Source organism: Dickeya oryzae, from assembly GCF_009372235.1.
GTDB lineage: Bacteria > Pseudomonadota > Gammaproteobacteria > Enterobacterales > Enterobacteriaceae > Dickeya > Dickeya oryzae.
The window spans coordinates 42,454-64,774 of record NZ_ML762925.1 but is presented as its reverse complement, the minus strand read 5'-3'; the positions used below and the strand labels follow the sequence as shown (position 1 = coordinate 64,774).

The 22,321-nt window shown below is 55.6% G+C and carries 20 protein-coding genes and 1 pseudogene; 15 read left to right on the top strand and 6 right to left on the bottom strand.

Going from position 1 to position 22,321, the window contains the following annotated elements; all coding sequences use genetic code 11:
- Position 1: 1 nt before the first annotated feature.
- The 3 genes from FAZ14_RS11595 (at position 2) to FAZ14_RS11585 (ending at position 2,166) form a co-directional block, all read left to right on the top strand.
- A complete protein-coding gene (locus tag FAZ14_RS11595) occupies positions 2 to 793 on the top strand; it encodes a methionine ABC transporter ATP-binding protein (protein WP_012885200.1) in 792 nt (263 codons plus the stop codon).
- Positions 778 to 1,449, top strand: coding sequence for a methionine ABC transporter permease (locus tag FAZ14_RS11590; RefSeq protein WP_019846024.1), 672 nt, complete (start codon positions 778 to 780; stop codon positions 1,447 to 1,449). Before FAZ14_RS11595 ends, FAZ14_RS11590 begins: the two co-directional genes overlap by 16 nt.
- Positions 1,450 to 1,773: 324 nt before the next feature.
- Positions 1,774 to 2,166: a hypothetical protein gene (locus FAZ14_RS11585; protein ID WP_153508579.1), complete on the top strand. Its 393-nt coding sequence runs from the start codon at positions 1,774 to 1,776 to the stop codon at positions 2,164 to 2,166.
- 219 nt (positions 2,167 to 2,385) lie between these two features.
- Here FAZ14_RS11585 and FAZ14_RS11580 read toward each other — a convergent pair whose 3' ends face one another.
- Together FAZ14_RS11580 and FAZ14_RS11575 are read right to left on the bottom strand one after the other, a co-directional pair.
- Complete coding sequence (locus tag FAZ14_RS11580) at positions 2,386 to 3,165, bottom strand: CDP-diacylglycerol diphosphatase (protein WP_153508578.1); 780 nt, start codon at positions 3,163 to 3,165, stop codon at positions 2,386 to 2,388.
- 212 nt (positions 3,166 to 3,377) lie between these two features.
- On the bottom strand, positions 3,378 to 4,268 hold the full coding sequence (locus tag FAZ14_RS11575) for a LysR substrate-binding domain-containing protein (protein WP_016942679.1): 891 nt from the start codon (positions 4,266 to 4,268) through the stop codon (positions 3,378 to 3,380).
- Positions 4,269 to 4,434: 166 nt separating this feature from the next.
- Here FAZ14_RS11575 and FAZ14_RS11570 point away from each other — a divergent pair, with 166 nt between their 5' ends.
- The 9 genes from FAZ14_RS11570 to FAZ14_RS11530 all read left to right on the top strand — a co-directional run bounded on the left by FAZ14_RS11570 (position 4,435) and on the right by FAZ14_RS11530 (position 14,798).
- Entirely contained in the window at positions 4,435 to 5,973 is a 1,539-nt protein-coding gene (locus tag FAZ14_RS11570; RefSeq protein ID WP_153508577.1) for an ABC transporter substrate-binding protein, read from the top strand.
- Between the two features lie 142 nt (positions 5,974 to 6,115).
- Positions 6,116 to 7,000 (top strand): dihydrodipicolinate synthase family protein, encoded by an 885-nt coding sequence (locus FAZ14_RS11565; RefSeq protein ID WP_038926395.1) that lies wholly within the window; start codon positions 6,116 to 6,118, stop codon positions 6,998 to 7,000.
- Positions 6,997 to 8,022 (top strand): nucleoside hydrolase, encoded by a 1,026-nt coding sequence (locus FAZ14_RS11560; protein WP_153508576.1) that lies wholly within the window; start codon positions 6,997 to 6,999, stop codon positions 8,020 to 8,022. Before FAZ14_RS11565 ends, FAZ14_RS11560 begins: the two co-directional genes overlap by 4 nt.
- Positions 8,019 to 8,978: a nucleoside hydrolase gene (locus tag FAZ14_RS11555; RefSeq protein WP_038926393.1), complete on the top strand. Its 960-nt coding sequence runs from the start codon at positions 8,019 to 8,021 to the stop codon at positions 8,976 to 8,978. The genes FAZ14_RS11560 and FAZ14_RS11555 overlap by 4 nt, the downstream gene beginning before the upstream one ends.
- A 40-nt stretch (positions 8,979 to 9,018) precedes the next feature.
- Positions 9,019 to 9,993: an ABC transporter permease gene (locus FAZ14_RS11550; protein WP_016942674.1), complete on the top strand. Its 975-nt coding sequence runs from the start codon at positions 9,019 to 9,021 to the stop codon at positions 9,991 to 9,993.
- Positions 9,990 to 10,913, top strand: coding sequence for an ABC transporter permease (locus FAZ14_RS11545; RefSeq protein ID WP_153508575.1), 924 nt, complete (start codon positions 9,990 to 9,992; stop codon positions 10,911 to 10,913). The genes FAZ14_RS11550 and FAZ14_RS11545 overlap by 4 nt, the downstream gene beginning before the upstream one ends.
- 3 nt (positions 10,914 to 10,916) lie before the next feature.
- Positions 10,917 to 12,707, top strand: a complete 1,791-nt coding sequence (locus tag FAZ14_RS11540; protein ID WP_153508574.1) for an ABC transporter ATP-binding protein — start codon at positions 10,917 to 10,919, stop codon at positions 12,705 to 12,707.
- Positions 12,708 to 12,795: 88 nt separating this feature from the next.
- Positions 12,796 to 13,716, top strand: a complete 921-nt coding sequence (locus FAZ14_RS11535) for an alpha/beta hydrolase (protein WP_153508573.1) — start codon at positions 12,796 to 12,798, stop codon at positions 13,714 to 13,716.
- A gap of 14 nt (positions 13,717 to 13,730) precedes the next feature.
- Positions 13,731 to 14,798: an alginate lyase family protein gene (locus FAZ14_RS11530; RefSeq protein WP_016942670.1), complete on the top strand. Its 1,068-nt coding sequence runs from the start codon at positions 13,731 to 13,733 to the stop codon at positions 14,796 to 14,798.
- Positions 14,799 to 14,813: 15 nt separating this feature from the next.
- On the opposite strand, the gene FAZ14_RS11525 is transcribed toward FAZ14_RS11530, so the two are convergent.
- A complete protein-coding gene (locus FAZ14_RS11525) occupies positions 14,814 to 15,782 on the bottom strand; it encodes a threo-3-hydroxy-L-aspartate ammonia-lyase (protein WP_153508572.1) in 969 nt (322 codons plus the stop codon).
- Positions 15,783 to 15,976: 194 nt separating this feature from the next.
- On the opposite strand from FAZ14_RS11525, the gene FAZ14_RS11520 reads away from it, so the two are divergent.
- The 3 genes and pseudogenes from FAZ14_RS11520 to FAZ14_RS11510 all read left to right on the top strand — a co-directional run.
- On the top strand, positions 15,977 to 16,597 hold the full coding sequence (locus tag FAZ14_RS11520; RefSeq protein WP_153508571.1) for a helix-turn-helix transcriptional regulator: 621 nt from the start codon (positions 15,977 to 15,979) through the stop codon (positions 16,595 to 16,597).
- A gap of 480 nt (positions 16,598 to 17,077) precedes the next feature.
- On the top strand, positions 17,078 to 18,046 hold the full coding sequence (locus FAZ14_RS11515; RefSeq protein ID WP_016942666.1) for a chemotaxis protein: 969 nt from the start codon (positions 17,078 to 17,080) through the stop codon (positions 18,044 to 18,046).
- A gap of 461 nt (positions 18,047 to 18,507) precedes the next feature.
- Positions 18,508 to 19,152, top strand: a pseudogene (locus FAZ14_RS11510) (malonate decarboxylase subunit alpha); the annotation flags it as partial.
- 200 nt (positions 19,153 to 19,352) lie between these two features.
- Here the strand turns inward: FAZ14_RS11510 and FAZ14_RS11505 are convergent.
- Genes FAZ14_RS11505 through FAZ14_RS11495 form a run of 3 tightly spaced genes read right to left on the bottom strand, consistent with a single transcriptional unit; the run spans position 19,353 to position 22,243 of the window.
- Positions 19,353 to 20,645, bottom strand: a complete 1,293-nt coding sequence (locus tag FAZ14_RS11505) for an NAD(P)/FAD-dependent oxidoreductase (protein ID WP_038926386.1) — start codon at positions 20,643 to 20,645, stop codon at positions 19,353 to 19,355.
- A gap of 20 nt (positions 20,646 to 20,665) precedes the next feature.
- Positions 20,666 to 21,088 (bottom strand): RidA family protein, encoded by a 423-nt coding sequence (locus FAZ14_RS11500; protein ID WP_153508570.1) that lies wholly within the window; start codon positions 21,086 to 21,088, stop codon positions 20,666 to 20,668.
- Between the two features lie 15 nt (positions 21,089 to 21,103).
- On the bottom strand, positions 21,104 to 22,243 hold the full coding sequence (locus FAZ14_RS11495) for an ornithine cyclodeaminase family protein (RefSeq protein ID WP_153508569.1): 1,140 nt from the start codon (positions 22,241 to 22,243) through the stop codon (positions 21,104 to 21,106).
- Positions 22,244 to 22,321 lie beyond the last annotated feature (78 nt).

The window sequence follows — 22,321 nt, the reverse complement described above, 5'->3', positions numbered from 1 at the left end:
CATGATTCGCATCGAACGGTTGGGAAAACGCTATCCGGGCTGTGCACAACCTGCGTTGGAGAATGTGTCGCTGACGATTCCCTCAGGGGCGGTGTACGGCATTCTCGGGCGTAGTGGTGCGGGCAAGAGTACGTTGATCCGTTGTCTCAATCTGCTGGAACGGCCCACCTCGGGCCGTATTCTGATAGATGAGTGTGATATCGCCAGCCTGTCGCCGCGAGAACTACGCCAGCAACGCCAGCGTACCGGAATGATTTTCCAGCATTTTAATTTACTGCATGCCCGCACTGTGCGGGATAACGTGGCAGTACCGCTGGAAATTGCCGGGGTTGGCAAGCTCGAACGTGAGGAACGGGTGACGGAATTGTTGGCGTTGGTGGGGTTAAGCGACAAGGCGCAATCTTATCCATCGCAGTTGTCCGGTGGTCAGAAACAGCGGGTCGGCATTGCTCGCGCATTGGCGGCGCGACCGCGTTATCTGCTGTGTGATGAAGCCACCAGTGCGCTTGACCCGGAGACTACCGCGTCAATACTGGCGTTGCTGGCGGAGATCAACCAACAACTGGGCCTGACGATAGTGCTGATTACCCATGAGTTGGAGGTGGTTAAAGCTATCTGCGACCATGCCGCGTTGCTGGAGCAAGGGCGTGTGGCGGAAAGCGGCGCGTTACGGACCTTGCTGGCGGATCCGACTTCCCGTTTGCGACACGCGCTGCTGCCGGATTTAGCCGCTGAGCGCGCGTTTCTACGGCGTCATGGCATTGAGGAGAACGGATTATGCAAAGTCGCCTGAGCTGGGACGAGTTTTTCCCGATTATGCTGAACGCGACGCTGGAAACGCTCTATATGGTAGGGTTGGCGGCGTTGTTTACCGTGCTGGTCGGTTTGCCGACCGGTGTGTTGCTGTTTATCAGTCGACAGTCCGGTGTTTTGCCGCTGCCGCGTGTCAACGCGGTGCTGGGAAGCGTAATCAACGTTGGACGCTCGCTGCCATTTGTCGTGTTGTTGATTGCCCTGATCCCGTTTACCCGCTGGGTGGTAGGTACCACGTTGGGTAGTACGGCGGCGGTAGTACCCATTGCCGTCGGTGCGTTTCCGTTCTTCGCCCGCATTGTGGAAAATGCGCTGGCCGAGGTGGATAGCGGCCGGATCGAGGCCATTGAATCGATGGGGGGCACCGTCTGGCATGTGATCACCAAAGCGCTATTGCCGGAAGCGTTGCCGTCGATTCTGGCAGGCGTGACGTTGACGGTCGTGATGCTCATCGGTTTTTCGTCAATGGCGGGGGTGATTGGCGGCGGCGGGCTGGGGGATTTGGCTATCCGCTACGGTTATCAGCGTTTTAATCAACAGGTGATGGCGGGCACGGTGATCGTACTGGTGTTGCTGGTGCAACTGGTGCAGTCGCTGGGCGACAGGCTGGTACGTCGGCTGGCCTACCGACGGTAATCTTTTTATCTTATCCACGATATTGCTGGCATCCAATCGATTGGCTATGAATAACCCTGAGCTAGGTAGCGGGTTTATCCACTGCGTGAGAGTAGGAATTGCATAAAACAAACAACGCACAGGGTATTTATCCCGGCAGGGAGGAGAATATAAAATAATCAGGTCGGATGAGTCTGGTGATTTCTAGGAGTATTCCATATTCTTTTTATTTCCAGCTTTGCTTTAATCACTCACGAGGCGGTTACCTGAACGCTTCGGTTATTAACCAGAATATAAAACGTTATGTCTGGTTAATCGCAAATGACTTGTTAAAGGAAATTCATAATGAATATGAAACCTCTGTTTTTAGGCGTTATCCTGGCTGCTTCTTACGCTCACGCTGCATCCACTGAAGTGAGCGCCAAACCGGTAACCGGAACGGCCACTAGCGCGGAAGTGAAAACCACACCCGTCGCAAACGCTACAGCGAGTCAGGAGGCGAACAACAAAGCGCTAACGGCGCAGCAAACAGCAACGGATAAATCGCTCAATAAGCATAGCGATAAAAAAGTGACGCATAAAAAAGTTACGACAGAGGAAAAAGAAAAAACGGCAGCAGAAAAAGCGGGAAAAGAAAAAACAGCGGAGCATAAAATAACCGCAGAGAAAAAGAAAAATACCACCGATGAGAAAAAAGAATCGACACCGACAATATCAAACCCGGCTAAAACAGAATAGTATTTATTAATTAGAAAAGCATTATGCCAGCCACTGAAGGGAGTCAGTTATAGTGTGAACAGATAACTGAAACGGTATTCTCGGGCTGGCCCCCTTATTCCCCCGGCTGGTCATCGTCTGTTTTTTGCCTGATGCAGAGAACAGGTGCGATGCCCGGCCGGGACTCGTTAACAGGGTAATTATTGATGCGGTGTATCCCGCTTCACCGCCACTTCAGCGTTACTGCGCCAGCGCGCAGCTCACATCCAGAATTTCTTCCGCAGAACCCCGATTGAACAGGCCGATAAAGTCACGCCGTACTGCCAGCAGGATCAGTTCGCCCTGCGCGTTGGCGGTGAGCGCCAGACCGTAGTTTTCCATGTTGTCCCCACGGGCCTGTACATATTGATTGAGCAACTTGAACGGGTCGGAACGCGTCAGGTCGCTGCCGTTGAGCCTGGTGGCCAGATAGTCGTGCTCCAGCAGTGGCTGACCAAGGGCGACCCAGTCGTAGCCGATGTGTGCATTTTGGGTGCGCAGCGTTTGGTAAACCTCGGGTTTCAGGCAGGAAATATGAATATGCAACTGGCCTTGTGTGCGGCCATACAGTGAATTGATCGCCAGCCCCAGCTTATCGTCGCTGATCGGTTTACCCATCTGGCTCGATAGCCTGTCGCGGTAACTCCAGGCGGCGGCAAACCAGGCCGGTGTGCCGGGTTGCAACAGTAACGGGCTTTCAATTCCGCTGATACGGTCGGTTGGGATCAGCAGATTGTGATACGGGCCGCGCCGGTCTTTGAACAGGGCGTAATGACCTTGCAGATTGACATCCAGACAAGGGGCGGGCGAGTGGTTGTTCTGCTGGTTGGGAACGCACTGTTGACTGACGAACTGCCACAAGGCATTACCGTTACCGCGCCGGGCGAAAGGTTGCCAGAAATAGAGCAGCAGGGCGACCAACAATAACGTAACGATCAAACCGATAAGGTACTTTTTACGTATCATAACGTTGCGTGTCATAGCGCGATTCCATCAAAGGGGGCTGTCGGGGTATGGGTGACAGTGCCATTGTCGCAAGGCGAGCGTTTTCACGGCTATCTGTTATCAAGATAAATCGTTTCAAGATAAGTCGTTGCCAGGTGGTTCAGCGTGTGATGCCTGGTCACATCGTGTCGCGTACAGATGGCGCTATGATGACAACCACTATAGAGGCGACACCGCTTATGCGCTCTTTATGCGCTCTCGTTAATCAGGGTGCGGATAGCGCCAACGACCTCCTCAACCAGCAGGCTGCGGGCATGCTGAGGCGGGAAAATCGCCATATAGGCAACATCGATTTTGGGTTCAAACGGTTTGATCAAAAGCTGGGCTTCGCTGGTGCGGGCGGTAATGGCATCGACAATGCCGACCCCCAACCCGGTACCTGCCATGACACAACAGTGGCGCAGCGAGGTTTCAATTGGGCTTTGCAATACGATGTCTTGCGCGGTGATAGCCTGCGCCAGTTGCTCACGTAACACGGTTTTACGCCCCGGCAGTATCGAACGGTGGTAGTTCAGGTCGTCCAGAATAATGCCGGTACGTTCCGCCAGTGGGTGGCCGGGGGCGACAACGGCAACCGCATGCGCAACGCCCAGCAGTTCAGCCTGCAACCCTTTGATGGCCGGTGTACTGTTGATAAAACCAATGTCGTATTGATTACTGAGCACCATTTCGGTGATCGATAATGTACTTTCCACATCCATCGACAGCGCCACGTCCGGGTATTTTTTCAGCATCGACGGGAAAATACGTTCGGTACACAGATTGGCTAGCGCGGACACCGCACCAATGCGCAGGACACTGCCTTTAGCGTGCCGGATATCGTCCGCCACCCGCAGAATGTGATCCAGTCCCAGATAGAGCCGCTCTATTTCACGAAAAAGCTTAAGCGCCTCTTCCCGGGGTTCCAACCCGCGACCATCCCTGTCAAACAGCTTGAGTTTAACCGCGTATTCAAAATCCTTAATCAGGCGGCTAACCGCCGGTTGGGTAATATTCATGATGTTGGCGGCCTGTGTGATGCCACCCGTCAAAATCACTTTATGGAATGCTTCAACCTGCCTTAAGTTGATACGGCTCATAGATGTTACCAATCATAATGTTTATTTATGTATTCGGTACAAAATGCGATTTTTAATTATTTTAATCAACACGTAGACTCCATCTGCAAGGTTACAGTTTGTCATAGGTTTGAGCAAAACGTGATAAATACGAATGCGAGATGGATCTGAATCTAAAGGAGTAACCATGAAAGGAATGTTGTTTGCTGCCGGTTTGATGACGCTGATGCCCATCGCGCAGGCAGCAGATTTGACAATTGGACTGGCGTCATCCACGACCTCGATGGATCCGCAGTTTTATGTCGGCGGTGCGAACAGCGCCATGGCCCGTAATCTATTTGATGGGCTGGTTAACCAAAACGAAAAACAACAGATTGTTCCTGCTCTGGCGGTGTCGTGGAAAGCCATTGACGATACCACCTGGCAGTTTGCACTGCGACCCAACGTCAAATTTCATGATGGCACCGATTTTAGCGCCCGGGATGTGGTAGCCAGTGTGAAACGCGTCGCGCTAGCGGCGAAAAATAGCCCCAGTGCCTATACCCCTTACGTGGCGGATATCAGCGAGATCCGTGAAATCAATCCGCTGACGGTTGAAATCAAAACCAAAGGCCCGGCGGCGCTGTTGCTCAACAATTTAAGCCGTATCGCTATTCTACCGGCTCGTTTGGCTGACCAGCCGACAGAGGTATTGAACAGCGGTAAAGACGTGATTGGTACCGGCCCGTTCAAATTTGTCTCCTATACCCCGGATGACAAGGTGGTGTTGAGCCGAAACGATCATTATTGGGGCGGCAAAGCCGAGTGGGACACCGTTACGCTGCGCGTCATCAAAAACAGCAGTGCCCGTATCGCCGCGTTGCTCTCCGGTGATGTGGACATGATAGAAAGCGTACCAACGGCGGATCGCGCCACGATTGCCCGTCAACAGGCGTTTGTGACCGAATCAGTACCGGGTAACCGCATTTTGTATCTGCATCCGGATCAGGACAGAGAGATATCGCCGTTCGCGAAAGGTGATGACGGTAAAAACCCGCTGCGAAACGTGGCAGTACGTCAGGCGATGTCGTTGGCTATCAACCGTGACGCATTGGTAGAGCGCATTCTCGACGGTCAGGGTCTGGCGTCGTCACAGCTAGTACCGAAAGGGTATCCGGGTTATTCCGCCCACATACCCGCACCGGTTTATGACCTGAAACAGGCAAAACAAAAACTGACGGCGGCAGGCTACCCGAACGGGTTTACCCTGACGTTCCATGCTTCAAACGATCGTTACCCCAACGACGCCAAAATTGCGCAGGCCTTAGGGCAGATGTTCACGCAGGCGGGTATCAAGACCGAGGTGGTCACCATGCCCGGCAACGTCTACTTCGCCAAGGCGGCGCAGCGTGAGTTCAGCCTGGTGATGGGTGGGGCGGCGATCGAAACCGGCGAGGCGTCCGGTGTGTTGGGGCCGTTGCTGGAAACCTTTGGCCCGAATGCCGGGCAGGGGAATCGGGGGCGGTATTCCAATCCTGAATTTGACAAGCTGCTGAGTCAGGCTCGCGCCACGCTGAATGAACAGCAACGCGATGCACTGTTGCAGCAGGCAAGCGAATTGGCGATGAAAGAGCAAGGGGTGATCCCACTGCTGTTTCTTTCCAATACCTGGGCAATGAAAAAAGGCTATAGCTACGTGGGCCGCACAGACGGCTACACATTGCCCTATTTTGTTCACAAACAGTAAACGGTGAGTGTTTCACCCGATACTGGTGGTGGATAGAAAAATGTAGTGCGATTTTTACGTTAACACCAGGGTTCTCCCATCAGGCCGTGTCCCGCTGCATTCCGTGGCGGGACACCCAGCCTGCAACCTTCAGGATCACTCCATGAGCGGATTCTTCGGCGTATTTCCCTATCTGGTTTCACCGATAAAAGCGAATGGCGAGGTGGACCGCGTTGTCCTCGCTGAACTGGTCGAACACCTTATCAGTAGTGGTGTACACGGTCTGACGCCGCTTGGCAGCACCGGTGAGTTCGCGTATCTGACGCAAAAACAACGCGTTGATGTAGTTAGTACCGTGATAGAGGCTGCGCGTGGCCGGGTACCGGTGATAGCCGGTGTGGCAGCGACAACGATTCAGGATGCGGTCGCGCAGACGCGTACCTACCTGGAACTGGGTGTTGACGGTATTCTGGCGATACTGGAAGCCTATTTCCCGCTGACCGATGCCGGTGTAGAGAGTTACTTCCGGGCTATTGCCGCTGCCGCCCATCCCACACCGGTAGTGTTGTACACCAACCCACAATTTCAACGCACCGATCTGAGCCTTCCGGTGATTGAGCGCTTAAGCCATGTGGATAACATTCGCTACATTAAGGATGCCTCTACCAATACTGGCCGGTTGTTATCGATCATGGAGCGTACCGGTGGTCGCATGCAGGTTTTCTCCGCCTCTGCCCATATTCCCGCTTGTGTAATGTTGATTGGTGGCGTCGGCTGGATGGCGGGCCCGGCCTGTATCGTTCCGCGACAAAGCCTGGCCTTGTATGACGCGGCTAAGCAAGGCGACTGGTCGCGGGCGATGGAGCTGCAACGTCCGTTGTGGCGGGTAAACGAAATTTTTGCCAAATACTCCGTGGCCGCCTGTATTAAGGCAGCGCTGGAAATGCAGGGGTTTGCCGTTGGCAATCCGATTGCGCCGCAACAGCCGTTAACGCATCACGCCCGCGATGAGATAGCCAGCGTGTTAAAAGAGGTGGGCGCATTGTGAGGTCCATTCCCGTTATTATCGATTGTGATCCTGGTATTGATGATGCGCTGGCACTACTGAGCGCGTTTGTCGCGCCACAATTGTCGATTCAGGGCATTACCGTCGTGAATGGCAATCAGCCGTTACCCAACACGCTGCGTAATGCGTTGCAGATAGTTGAGCTGGGTGGGCGTACCGATATTCCGGTGTTTGCCGGTTGCTGGCAGCCGTTGTTACGTGAACCTATCCACGGCCAGTTTCATGGTCAGCATGGGCTGGGTGACAGCGATTTTCCCGCGCCGCGTAAAACCGAGGAACCGCAGCATGCGGTTAACTTTATCATCGCTCGTTGCCGTGCGGCGGCGCAGTGTGGCGAGCGAATCACACTGTGTTCGCTGGGGCCGATGACGAATCTGGCCAGCGCGTTCAGCATCGCGCCTGATATCGCCGCAGGTATTGAGCGGATTGTTTCGATGGGCGGTGCCTGCCGGGCGCTGGGTAACCGTACCATGACGTCGGAATTTAACCTGCTGGCTGACCCACACGCGGCACACATCGTTTTTTCTCAGGGCGTACCGATGACGCTGTTACCACTGGATGCTACGCATCAGGTGATCCTGACGCCGGAACGCGTTCATGAGCTGGTTGCCCATGCCGGACGATTACGCGACCCGCTGCGTCAACTGATGGCCTTCTGGGATCGTAATGACATCAAACGTTACGGCTCTCGTGGTGGACCGTTGCATGACCCGCTGGTGATTGCCTGGTTACTGCGCCCCGAGCTGTTTCGCACTGAGCGGGCACGGATACTGGTGGAGCATCAGAGTGAACTGTGTATGGGGCAGAGCGTGATGGATCTTTACGGCAAATCTGGCCTGACGCCAAATGTTGACGTGGTGACAGGCGTGGAGGTCGATGAGGTCATCCGCTTGTTCTGCCACTTGTTTTCAGCTTATGAAACGTTTTCAGCGTATGACACGCCTTCGACCGATAACCGGTTTTCAATCGATAACATGCCTTCAGCTCATGGAATGACACGATGACACGTCAGCGAATTATCATTGATACCGACCCCGGCGTCGATGACGCGATTGCGTTATGGCTGGCGTTGGCTTCACCGGAGCTGGACGTGCTGGGTATCACCGTAGTAGCTGGCAATGTGGCATTGCAACATGCGCTGGCGAACGCCCGGCGGATCGTGGCGTTGTCTGGCCGTATCGATGTGCCGGTCTTCGGCGGCGCGGAAAAGCCGCTGGTTGGTCCACAGCGTTATGGCAAGTATGTTCATATCGGCGCGTTCAGCGATGCGCTGGTGCCGGGGGGCGAGTGTCCGGCCACGATGCAGGAGCACGCGGTGGAGTTTATCGTGCGTACCGCGCGGCAGGCGGCACAGGAACACAACCCAATCACTTTTTGCGCCATCGGGCCGATGACCAATCTGGCGCTGGCGTTGGTCCAACATCCGGATGTGGCGCGGGGCATTCGCCAGGTGGTGACCATGAGCTGTGCGTTTAGCGTACTCGGTCATCGCATGCCGTGGGCGGAATTCAATGTGTATGCCGATCCCCACGCTGCCAGCCGGGTATTTAGTAGCGGTATACCGTTGGTTATCATGCCGTTGGATATGACCTTTCAGGCGCTGATCACCCAGCAGGAAATCGCCCAATTGCAACGTGATGCCGGGTTACCGGGGCAGGCTATTGCGCGTCTGCTGGAGGCGTTTGACCGCAGTGATGTGGCACGCTTCGGGCGCGAAGGCGGCCCGATACATGATGCAACGACGGTAGCGTGGTTACTGCAACCGTCACTGTTCGCCGGTCGTGAAGCGCGGGTTGGGGTGACGGTTTGCGGTGAAACCGCCGGGCACACCTGGGCGGATTTTTATGGCAAGCTGTCGCAGGCACCCAATGCGCAGGTCATGCAGTCGGTAGATGAACCCGGCTTTTTGTCGTTGCTGGTGCGGGTGCTCAGTCGTTATGGCCGGGCGGATACCCCGTAGCTTCCTGTGTAATCGTCACTGCTAACCACAAGGACTTGTCATGGCCCGCTTTTTACTCAGCCGCTTTTTGCAAACCCTGATAACGCTGGCGGTCATGTCAGTGTTGGTGTTCGCTGGTGTGTATCTGGTTGGCAACCCGGTAGATTTGCTGCTGGGCAGCAATGCGACGCCTGCCGAGCGTGACGCGGTGATCCGTGCCTTCGGACTGGATAAAACCCTGTGGCAGCAGTACCTGCTGTTTGTCACCCATGCCTTGCAGGGCGATTTGGGTAACTCCTTTATTTTTAATCAACCCGCATTACACCTGATTTTGCAACGGATGCCCGCCACGCTGGAGCTGGCGCTGGTGGCGTTTTTGCTGTCGCTGCTGGTGGGTATCCCATTAGGGGTGTTCGCCGGTCTGCGACCAGACAGTCTGGCGGCAAAATCGGTGATGACGGTCTCCATTCTGGGGTTTAGCCTGCCAACATTTTGGATCGGCATGATGATGATCATGCTGTTTAGCGTGAAGCTCGGCTGGCTGCCGTCGTCAGGACGGGGTGAGACGGTAACGGTAGCAGGCGTTCCCCTGAGTCTGCTGACGCTCGATGGCTGGCAACACCTGCTGTTGCCAGCGCTGAATCTGGCGCTATTCAAGATTTCATTGATTATTCGCCTGACCCGCGCAGGCGTGCGGGAATGCCTGCAACAGGATTATGTGCGTTTTGCCCGCGCCAAAGGGCTGTCAGAAAGCCGCATCCTGTTTGTGCATGTGCTGAAAAATACGCTGATACCGCTGATTACGGTAATTGGTCTGGAGTTGGGGTCGTTGATTGCCTTTGCGGTCGTGACCGAAACGATTTACGCCTGGCCGGGGATGGGCAAGCTCATTATCGACGCCATCGCCGTGTTGGACCGCCCGGTCATTCTGGCTTACCTGATGATGACGGTGGTGATGTTTAGCGTAATCAACCTGCTGGTAGACGTACTGTACGCTGTGGTGGATCCACGCATCCGCTTAGGGGGTGGGCAATGAATATGCCACAACAACGTTCAGTGCATACGCCGTCCACCCTGCCGGTATCACGCTCGGCACTGAGCCACGTGCTATTGATGCTGTGGCAAGACCGACTGGCGCGGTTGGGGCTGTTTATGCTGGTGTTGATTGTGGCACTGGCGCTGCTCGCCCCGTGGATTGCGCCGCAGAATCCGTATGATTTGTCCCAGTTGATGATCATGGATAACCGCCTGCCGCCGGGTTCCAGTGGTATGAGCGGGTTGACGTATTGGCTTGGCAGCGACGATCAGGGGCGTGATTTACTCAGCGCCATTCTCTACGGCACCCGCACCAGCCTGGTAGTGGGCGTCAGCAGTGCACTGGTGGCGTTGTGTATCGGTATGGTCGCCGGTCTGTTGAGCGCCTGGCTGGGGGGCAAAACCGATGCGTTGTTGATGCGTATCGTTGATATCCAGCTTAGCTTCCCACCGATACTGATAGCCCTGATCCTGTTGGCGGTGCTCGGCCAGGGGGTGGATAAAATTATTCTGGCGCTGGTGATCACCCAGTGGGCCTATTACGCCCGAACCCTTCGCGCCTCTGCGCTACTGGAAAATCGCCGCAACTATGTGGATGCGGCGCGTGGCATGGCCTTTTCCACCCCGCGCATTCTGTTTCGCCATGTGCTGCCCAACTGCCTGCCGCCGCTGATCGTGGTCGCTACGATGCGCATTGCTTACGCCATCATGCTGGAAGCGACGCTGTCGTTTCTCGGCATCGGCCTGCCGATTACCGAACCGTCGCTGGGGTTATTGATAGCCAACGGTTTTGACTATCTGCTGTCCGGTGATTACTGGATCAGCCTGTTTCCCGGCGTGATGCTGTTGTTGCTGATTGTGGCCATCAATCTGATCGGTGACGCCTTGCGTGATGCGCTCAATACCAGACAGGAGGAGTGAGGGGTGAATCAGTCGGTACTGCGCGTTGAACAACTGAATACTGCTTTTCGGGTGAACGGTGAGTGGCTGAAGGTGGTGCAGGATTTGTCGTTTGAGATTGGCGAGCGGGAAACCGTGGCGCTGGTGGGGGAATCCGGCTCTGGCAAGAGCGTCACCGCGCTGTCCATCATGCGTTTGCTGGCAGGACCACAGGTGCAAACCCGTGGGCGGGTGCTGTTCGAAGGGCGAGACTTGCTGGCGTTACCCGCCCGTGAGATGCAGCACATTCGCGGCAACCGCATCGGCATGGTGTTTCAGGAGCCGATGACCAGCCTCAATCCGGTACTGAAAATCGGCACCCAGATAACCGAAGTGCTGCAACGCCATCGGGGGATGGATCACGCCAGTGCCCGAGCCGAAGCCGTACGTCTGTTGGAGAAAGTGCGTATTCCCGCAGCGCAGGCCCGGCTGGATGAGTATCCCCTGAGCTTTTCAGGTGGTATGCGACAGCGGGTGGTGATCGCCATCGCGCTGGCTTGCAACCCGACATTGTTGATTGTCGATGAGCCGACGACGGCGCTGGATGTCACCATTCAGGCGCAGATCCTGTCATTGATCCAGACGTTGCAGGATGAAGAGGGTATGTCGATTCTGTTCATCACCCACGATATGGGGGTGGTGGCGGAGGTCGCTGATCGCACCATCGTGATGTATCGCGGTGAAGGGGTGGAAATGGCTGAGACCCGTCAGCTATTTCAGGCACCGCAGCATCCTTACAGCAAAACGTTATTTTCCGCCGTACCGCGACTGGGTGACATGGCAGACAGCCCCCTTCCGCAACGCTTCGCGTTATTCGGGCAACCGGGCGTGAGCGAGCCGCTGCAAAACACGGTAATGGCGGGCACACCGGTGCTGGCGGTGCGAGATCTGGTCAAGCGTTTTGAGGTGAAAAGCGGGTGGTTACGGCGGGTAACTGGCCGGGTACACGCGGTCGAAAACGTGTCTTTTAGCCTGCAAGCCGGAGAAACGCTGTCGCTGGTGGGCGAGTCCGGCTGTGGCAAATCTACCACCGGGCGCGCTATCTTGCGATTGCTGGAACCGACTGGCGGTACGGTGTCGCTGTGCGGTGAAAACATGCTGAGCGCCGATAAGTCTGCGCTGGCCGGGTTACGGATGCGGGCACAGATGATTTTTCAGGACCCGTATGACAGCCTCAACCCACGGATGACCATCGGGCGCGCGATTGCCGAGCCCATGGTCAGTCACGGTCTGGCATCCGCCCGGCAGGCACCGCAGAAAGTGGCGGAATTGCTGGAGAGGGTCGGATTACAGGCCGACATGGCGGAGCGCTATCCGCACCAGTTCTCTGGCGGACAGCGCCAACGGTTATGTATTGCTCGGGCGCTGGCGCTCAATCCACAATTGATCATCGCCGATGAGGCGGTGTCGGCGCTGGATATGACGGTCAAAGCGCAAATCGTCAATCTGTTGCTCGATTTGCAACAACAACTGGGGCTGGCGTATCTGTTCATTTCTCACGATATGGCGGTGGTGGAGCGCATCAGCCATCGTGTGGCGGTGATGTATCAGGGGGAGATTGTGGAGATTGGCCCGCGTCAGGCGGTATTCAACAACCCCCAACATCCGTATACCCGACGCCTGCTGGCTGCCGTGCCGGTGCCTGACCCGCAACGGCGGGTATACCGCTCACTGCTGGCGGATGAACTGCATAGTCCGCTGCGCCCGCTGGATTACCAGCCGCCGGTGCGCCGTTACCGGCAGGTGGGCGACGACCATCTGGTGTTGTTATCTTGAAGAAACCCTTCACCCATGCTGTGATGGTATCGCTCAGGTCGTAAAGATACGGCCCCACCATTCCCGCGAGTAAAGAGGTCGGCCAGTGATGAATCGCAGAAGATTTCTTACCGCTCTCTCAACAGTTACTGTGCTCCTGACCGCAGGCCGGGTCTTGGGCGTGTCCTTGCCGACGCCACACCCGCGTATCAACCTGTGGGACCACACCCCGCCGGGCGGCGGTGGCCCGGCTGACCTGCCGCACTTGAGTGCCCGGGGAGCGCTTAGCCACATCGCCACACCTTATCTTGAGGTGTTTACGCCGGAAAAACCCAATGGTCAGGCTATCCTGGTGGCGGCGGGGGGCGGTTATCAGCGTATCGAAATGGGCAAAGAGGCCTGGCCTGCCGCCGCCTGGCTGGTGGCGCAAGGGTATACGGCCTATGTTCTGGCCTATCGCTTGCCCGGTGAAGGCTGGCATGACGGCAACCGGGTGGCGTTGCAGGACGCGCAGCGTGCATTACGGTTGATTCGCCATCGGGAGCGCCGGGTGGGGGTATTGGGGTTTTCTGCCGGTGGGCACTTGTTGGGGATGGCCGCACTCAGGCAAGAAGCACTCTATCCCCCGCAGGATGCGCTGGACGCATTACCGATTCAGGCTGACCATGCCGCACTGATTTACCCCGTCATTACACTGGAAAAACCCTATCAACATACGGCGACGCACCGGGTCCTGGTGGGGCGGGATGCCAGTGCGGCGATGGAGGCTGAGTGGTCGGTGCAATCCTATGTCTCACAGCACTCGCCCCCCTTTTTTCTGGTGCAGGCAGAGGATGATTCGGTGTCCGATCCGCATAATACGCTGATCATGGCGCAGGCCTGCCAGAGCGCTAACGTACCGGTAGTGATGCAACGCTACCCTGTAGGCGGGCACGGTTTTGGACTGGGGGAGCCTGGCTCGCCGGTCGCGGCCTGGCCGTCGGCGTACCTGAACTGGTTGCGTCATCAGCATCCCGTCACGCTATTTTAGAAGGAGTATTACGCATGAGTATCATGATGCCGAAGCGCATGACCCGATGGGCCGTGGGCGCACTTGCTGCCGGTGTGATGGCTTCAGTACAGGCGGGAACCACGCAGGCTGACAGCCGGTTGTGTCTGGCGGCGACCGCGCCTTCGGCCTCCGCACTGCTGTCGACCGTTTCCCATCCGCCGTCAGCGCAGCCGCAGGCTATCCCGGTTATGCATACCGAAGGAACGCTCCCCCATCAGGGCATTTATGATATCTCGAACGCCGCCCGACGCGATTTTAGCTATATGCGTGATTTGGCGCTGGCGTGGCATATGGCCGGGGATGCGACATCGCTATCCCGACTGGCAACCTATCTTGATGCCTGGACGACAACTTATCGTCTGAGCTTTAACCCTATCGATGAAACCAGTCTGGATGGATTGATTGACGCTTATCAGCTCACTCACGATGCGTTGCCGACAGCCACACAGGCACGCACCCGACGTTTTCTCAACGAGCTAACCACCGGTTACCTGCAACAGATGCAGGCGCATCAGCAGGATAAGCGCGGGACCTGGACTAATAACTGGCAAAGCCACCGCGTTAAGCTGGTGACGATGGGCGCGGCCGCACTGGGGGATGCCCATCTGATGGCGGCGGCGCAAGAGGCATTTATTCACCAGTTGAATGCCAACATCCATCCTGATGGCGAAGTGCTGGATTTCAGCCAGCGTGACGCGCTGCATTATGTGGTGTACGACCTGGAGCCGTTGGTACGTGCCGCCCTGGCGGCGCGAACGCAAGGGCGTGACTGGCTTGATCTGAAAGGCGCGGAGGGGCAGAGCCTGCGTGGCGCGCTGGCGTGGCTCAGTCCGTATGCGGATGGCGTGAAGACCCATCAGGAGTTTGCCCGTACCACGGTGAAATTTGATATCGCACGGCGACAAGCAGGGGTGGCTGGGTTTGATGGCATCTGGCCTGCTAAAACCGCATCGGCCCTGTACTGGTCAGCCAGTTTGCTGGATACCCGTTATCTGGAGACGGCTCGCAAACTGAACGCCACGCCGCCTCGATGGTTATGGGCGGCGGTGTCGTGCCGGTAAGCGGTATCTGACGGTTTACCCCGCCAGTAACTGGCCGTAGCGGGCCAGGTCAACGTTGCCGCCACTGACGATAATACCGACGCGTTTCCCCCGCAGTTTGTGCTGGCTGGCACGGGCGGCGGCGAAGCCGAGACAGCCGGTCGGTTCGACCACCATCTTCATCCGCTCGGCAAAAAAGCGCATCGCGGTGACCAGTTCATCATCACTGACGGTTAAAATGTCATCCACATGCTTGCGAATCAACGCGAAGGTGTACTGACCCAGATGCTGCGTCTGAGCACCGTCGGCGAGGGTGTTGGGCGTATCGATATGTACGATGTGGCCGCAACGAAAAGACTGCTGACCATCGTTACCGGCTTCAGGCTCGACACCGTATACCCGACAGCCGGGCGACAGCTGACGTGCCGACAGCGCTGAACCGGATAGCAACCCACCGCCACCCATACAAACGAACAGGGCATCCAGCTCGCCTACCTCCTCGAACAGCTCTTTCGCTGCCGTTCCTTGCCCGGCGATAATATGTGGGTGGTCAAAGGGGGGAATCAACGTCATGCCATGCTGTTGCGCCAGTTCACGCCCGATGGCTTCACGGTCTTGCGTGTAACGATCGAAGGTCACCACTTGTGCGCCGTACCCCTTGGTGGCAGCTATCTTGGCCGCCGGGGCATCCTGCGGCATGACGATGGTCGCGGGGATGCCCAACAGTGTTGCCGACATGGCGATCGCCTGCGCGTGGTTACCGGAGGAGAACGCTACCACACCGGCTACCTTTTGCTCTGGGGTGAATTGCAACAGCGCATTCATCGCGCCGCGAAATTTGAACGCCCCCATGCGCTGGAAGTTTTCACATTTGAAGTAAAGCTCTGCGCCGAGCGCGTCGTTGGCGGTACGGGAGGTGAGAACCGGTGTGCGATGGGCGTATCCGGCAATTCGCTCACTGGCGGCGACGACGTCGTCATAAGAAGGCAGAACAATCTGGCTCATGGCGGCTCCTTTGTATAAACGATTTATCCAGTTTTAAACAAAATGTCTTATTTTTATAGCCGGTATTGTAGCCATTGCCAACCGTTTTTCGCGGGCAGGCGAGCTTTTTTGTTGGAATGCCGTACTGGACCGGTTTGACATAACGTCTATTTATAAATAATTTATCCAGCAACAAAGGGTGAAGGAGAAACAGGGTGACACATCTGCCAGACTCGATACTGCTTGAACAGCTCAGTACCATTGCCGAAGGGCTGGGGGAGACCTTTGCACCGTTTTGCGAAGTGGTGATCCATGACCTGAAAAAACCGGAGCACTCGATTCTGGCGATTTACAACAATTTGTCTGGTCGGGAAGTCGGGCAGCCAACCACTGAGCTGGGGTTGGCGCGTATCGCATCGCCGGAATTCCCCCGTGTCGTGGCCAATTATGCCAATCAGTTTGCCGATGGCCGCCCGGTGAAAAGCACTTCGATAGGCATCAAGGACGCCAGCGGTGAATATGTCGCCTCTTTGTGCCTGAATGTGGATATGACACTGTTTCGCGGCATCCAGCACGCCTTCGCGCATTTTAATCAGGTCAATAGCGGCGTACTGACTGAAAGTCTGGAACCGTCCGGTGCCGAAGCGATCCGTCAGCGTATCGACCAATTTGCAGCGCGTCTGGCGACCACACCGCGCGCACTGAAAGCACCGGAGCGGCGTCTGCTGATGCAGGAACTGCGGGAAAGCGGTTTACTTGACGTGAAGAAATCGATGGAGACGATTGCGCAGCATCTGGGTATTTCACGCGCTTCCGTCTACAGCTATGCCCGCTAGCCCTGGCGGGAATAGTTCATCGTAGCGGCAGCCGTGAACCTGCGTTATGCGGCTCGAATCATTTAGGGGACAACGGGTTTCACCTCGTCAGAAGAAAGATCATTTTCTTATGATCTTCTTATTATTCTATTGATTATTTCTGTTAACTCTCACGCCTCGGTCATTTTAAGTTGATGCCTATTTATATAGGCAGGTAATAACAACACACATAATCAAATCTGCCATTCATCACAGGATGCAGAACATTTGTTGCGGGAATATGGTGGAGAAATGACCGGTGGTCTATGCTTTTCAAAACAGGAAGATGCAGCAGATGACGTGAGACACATATTTTTCTTTTTAATGGTGTATAAGAAGTAAGAGTTATTTGAAGCGCGTCAGCAATCGCGTAGAGTGGGGTAAGGCCACCGGCCTGATTTACCTGCATGACTGATGTTGCCTTGTAACCATACATTAATAATTATTTGCATTGAGGACAGAATGGATAAATTTCAAAAAGAGATTGAGGAGAGAACTAATCTTACCTCGTCCAACAAGTTTGAATTGTTATTGTTCCGTTTGGGATCGGCCACCGGTGAAGGGCCATCCGAGCTGTTCGGTATCAATGTGTTCAAGCTTCGTGAAATCGTTCCGATGCCAACCTTGACCAAGGCTGCGGGTATGACACCACCGATGCTTGGTATGATTAATATTCGCGGGCAGATTATTCCCGTTATCGATCTTCCGGCGGTGGTAGGGTGTGCGGCGAGTACCGGGCGCAACATCCTGCTGGTGACGGAATATGCACGCAGCACCCAGGCTTTTGCAGTCGAATCGGTTGATGATATTGTCCGCCTTGACTGGAGTCAGGTAAATACCGCTGAGGCGGGAGTCAGCAATAGCTATATCACCAGTATCGCGCGTCTGGACAGCGATCCGGCGAGCAACCGTCTGGCGCTGGTATTGGATGTAGAACAGATTCTGCACGACATTATTCCCACCGAGCGTGAAATTAAAATTGAAAGCGTGGAAGAGAAAACGTTCCACCTGAAACCCGGAGCGGTAGCGATTGTGGCCGAAGACTCCAAAGTCGCGCGCACGATGCTCGAAACGGGGCTGAATGTGATGAATATTCCCTACATCATGCATATCACCGGTCTGGGAGCCTGGAATAAGATCAAATCCATGGCGGAGGAAGCGAAGGCGGAAGGTCGACCCATTTCAGATAAGATTGCCTTTGTGTTGACTGACCTGGAAATGCCGGAGATGGATGGATTTACGCTGACACGTAATATCAAACGTGATGAGGCGCTTAAGCATATTCCCGTTATCATCCACTCCTCGTTGTCTGGCTCAGCCAACGAAGATCACGTACGCAATGTCGGTGCTGATTCGTATGTGGCGAAATTTGAAATCAATGAACTGGCCGCAGCCATCCACAAGGTTGTGGATCGTGTAAAACCGAAATAAGGCAAAGGCATTAACCGACGCGTGTTATTAACCGACGAGTGTCATTAGCCTAATAATGCCAAATCGATAATGGCATTGACCTCATAACGTCAGTGATTTCGTACGGCCCCGTGTTGCTTATCCAGCATGGGGCCGATGCGTATGCAGTATCGGGTTTGTGCCGATATTCCTGCCTCCCCGCAACGATGTTCCCGCTCTGTTTTCCCGTTCTTACCTCATTGTGATTAACGAGACAGATGCGCAAAGCGCCGGGCTGATCACAATTTGCGCGATGTATGCGGCGAGATGAAAACCCGCACTCCGCGCGGGCTGGCACGGCAATCATTGCTGGCGCGCCAGTTATCTTTACTCTAAAGCTAATGATCGTGACGGCTGCTTGATTGAAGCCGCTTCAGCCAGAGAACATACTTTTCCCCAGACCAAGGCAAATCAAAATGATGAGCTGAATCAGGAGGTTAATAATGTTGTCTGGGCAAACGTCACCGCGGGTCTGGAATACGCGCCGCAGTGAAAAGCAACGGCGCAAAGCGTCGATACCCGTTTCGGGCAAGGTGCTACCTACGGAACATCTGGCCGCGATGCTGGAAAAATTGATCGCTCCCGGCGATAAGGTCGTGCTGGAAGGGAATAACCAAAAGCAGGCCGATTTCCTCTCCCGCACTCTGGCGGAAGTCAACCCGCAGGTGGTGCATGACCTGCACATGATCATGCCAAGCGTTGGGCGTAGCGAGCATCTGGATATCTTCGAGAAAGGCATCGCCCATAAACTCGATTTCTCCTTCTCGGGTACGCAAAGTCTGCGCATTTCTCAGCTGCTGGAAGACGGTGCGCTGGAAGTGGGCGCGATTCACACCTATATCGAACTCTATTCCCGTCTGTATGTTGATTTGATCCCGAATGTGGCGCTGGTGGCCGGGTATCAAGCCGACCGTAAAGGCAACCTGTACACCGGCCCCAGCACCGAAGACACCCCGGCGCTGGTTGAAGCCGCTGCATTCCATGACGGTATTGTCATCGCACAGGTGAATGAACTGGTGGATGACGAAACCGATTTACCACGCGTCGATATTCCCGGCTCCTGGATTGATTATGTCGTTATCCCGGATTGTGGTATTCCTCCACAGGCCCATCCTTGTATTTCGCTAATGTGATTGGGGTGATCATGCGTTGCTCTTTCGGCATCAATGGCTTTCAGGAGTAATACACAACGTCGTGCGTAAAACGGCTTCTCTTTTGCAGGACGGCATAATGCATAATGACGGCACCGTACTGTTAACGTGCGGTGCGCGATAAATCGCGCACGCGGTCAAAAACGAGCAAATCGATACGGCTTCGGGTCAATCAACGGTGTATGGCCGGATACCAGATCAGCAGCCAACTGCCCAGCGGCAGGCGAGGTACCGAAACCGTGGCCGGAGAAACCGGTTGCCAGCGTCAGGCCTTTCAGTGCCGCGACGTCCCCTATCACCGGGTTGGAATCTGGCGTTATATCGATGACGCCAGCCCATGCCTGCGCCAGCTCAGCCTGCTCAAATACCGGCCAGGCTGCACGCAGGTTACGCATCGCTTCCTGATTCAGCGCTGTATTCGCGGCAGGATCAAGCGTGCGAATGTGCTCAAACGGCGAGCGGTGATCCCTGCGCCAGCGGCGCGCCAGCGCTAAATCTTTAACGAAGTATTTGCCAAGTGAAATGCGCAGGTTGTCACGCGCCTGGCGCAGTTGCGGTAGATAGCGCATACCAATCAGCAGATGATCGAGCGTTAGCGGTGCATCCAGTGCGCCACGCTGGGTAATGATAAAACCGCCATCCTGATGTTTACGAAATGAGAAATCTGGTGCGCCGACTGCAATAGTGGTCGGCCCTTCCAGCGGCTTGGTGCGCATCACCGAACAAATCAGCGGCAGTGTGGGTAACGCAATACCCAGATTACCAAGAAAACGCCGCGACCAGGCACCTGCCGCCAGTAGCACGTGCTCGCAGCGAATTTCACCTCGCTCGGTGACCACACCACTCACCTTGCCACCACTCGTCTCCAGCGTGCGCACGGCACACTGCTCGACGATGATCGCGCCTTTGGCGATAGCCGCGCGAGCAATCGCGCTGGCTGCCAGTGTCGGCTCCGCACGACCATCGGAAGCGGTAAAAATTCCCCCAGCCCATGTACCTTTTCCACCCGGTACCCGCTCGGCAATGTCTGCTTTACTCAGCAGTAGGGTATCCAGCGCAAGCGGTGCGACCGCTTTATACCAACTTTCATGTAGCGCCATTTGTGCTTCACTGCGGGCAATGAACATAATGCCTGCCTGACGATAACCCACATCGCAGCCAACGCGTGCTGCCATTTCAGCCCACAGGCGATCAGCCGCCTGCGCCAGTGGGATGTCATCGACAGCACGACTGGTTTTACGAATCCAACCCAGATTGCGCGATGACTGTTCGCCTGCGATACGTCCTTTCTCCAGCACTACCACCGGAATATTGCGCTCTGCCAGCGTCAGGGCAGCGGTTAAACCGACAATGCCACCGCCAATAATGACGACGGTGGTGGACTCAGGAGCGTCAGATGACGTGGTAACGGGGGTAATTTCTGGTGACATAGTGCGCCTCCTGGTACGCCTTACCGCGCAACGGTGATTTCCTGAACGTCAGCTCTGGCGGCCCCGCGATACGCCGTGACCTCCAATTCCACTTTGTAAACCGTCGAACCCAGCGGTGGGCAGGTCACCGTGGTGGCCGGGTTGATGCCCCGAAACTTATCCCCGATGATGGTCATGACTGTTGGCACATCGTCGGGATTCTGAATAAACACCCGCGAGAACACGACATCTTTCAGCGAGGCATCAATGGCGGCGAGTGCTGCTTCAATGTTGGCGAACACTTGCAACGTCTGTTCACTCACGTCAGCCGGGATTTCCTGGCTGACCGGATTGCGACCCGCGGTATTAGAGACATAAATCCAGTTATCCACCGCGACAAGGCGTGAGTAGCTGCCCATTTCCTCAAACTTCGAGCCAGTTTTTACTTTAATGATACGTGTCATGCTGGTTGCCCTTAATTAGCTCAGTACCGGGGTTTCCCACAGGTTTAATTTCACGCCGATGTTGTTAGCCAGCGCGTTGCGATATATCACGGTTCCCCAGGCCACATCCTCCACCGGCATGCCACCCACCGACATGATGATAATTTCGTCGTCGTTCTGACGCCCCGGCGCATCACCGGCCACGATCTTACCGATGTCTTCCAGTTGATCTGTCGTCAGTTTCCCTTCGGCAATCATGTCCATAAAGCGCACACCAATCACCGGAATCGTTTTATGTGCAGGTTTAGGGACTTCTTCAAACCACGCCTGATAGAGGCCAGTGTTATCGAGTACTTTACGCACGTCAGGTTGTTCCATTCCGGCGTCGATGTTGCACAGCGCAGGCATGGCAAGGAACGCACCGGGTTTTACCCATTCGCGTTTCACCAGCGGATAACTGTCAGGCTCGCCGACTTCGCCCGAGCTGCAATAGGTGACAATATCTGAACCCCGCACCACGGCCTCCAGCGTGTCGACGACATCGATATGCTTGATTTGCGGGTAAGTGGTTTGTACCCAGGTGATGAAATGATCGAGGCTACGTTGACCGCGCCCCTTCACTTTGATGGTGTCAATCTGCGGGCAGACGGCGATAAACGCTGACACGGCTGTTTTCCCCATCACGCCAGGCCCCAGTAAGCCAATCACCCGTGAATCTTTGCGCGCCAGATGACGTGCCCCAACGCCGGGTACCGCACCGGTACGATAAGCAGAGAGCAGGTTGGCAGACATATGCGCCAGCGGTGCGCCGGTGTCGGCATCGCTGAGCGTGAACATCAGAATGGAGCGCGGTAGCCCCTTTTCGCGGTTGGCGATGTTCGAGCCATACCATTTCACCCCGGCGGTACAAAAACTGCCGCCAAGGTAGGCGGGCATCGCCATTAAACGGCGATCGGCCGTTGGCTTCGGCATGGTGGGGAATGGCGAGTTTTCCGGGAACGTCACCATCGCGCCGTGTGAATCGTTATTCGCACCAGCCATGCGGTAGTCACCCCGATAAAGCAAACCAAACATCTCTTCCATGGTGTCGACGCAAGCGGGCATGTCGGTAACCCCCGCACGGATCATGTCCTGCTCCGACAAGTAGATAAAATCAATCCGGGTTGAATCAGTCATGGTCTGGCCCCTTTCTGTTTTATTTTCAGTATTGCCGTCGACACAGTGCGACCGGCATGCAGGTGAATGACCATAGAA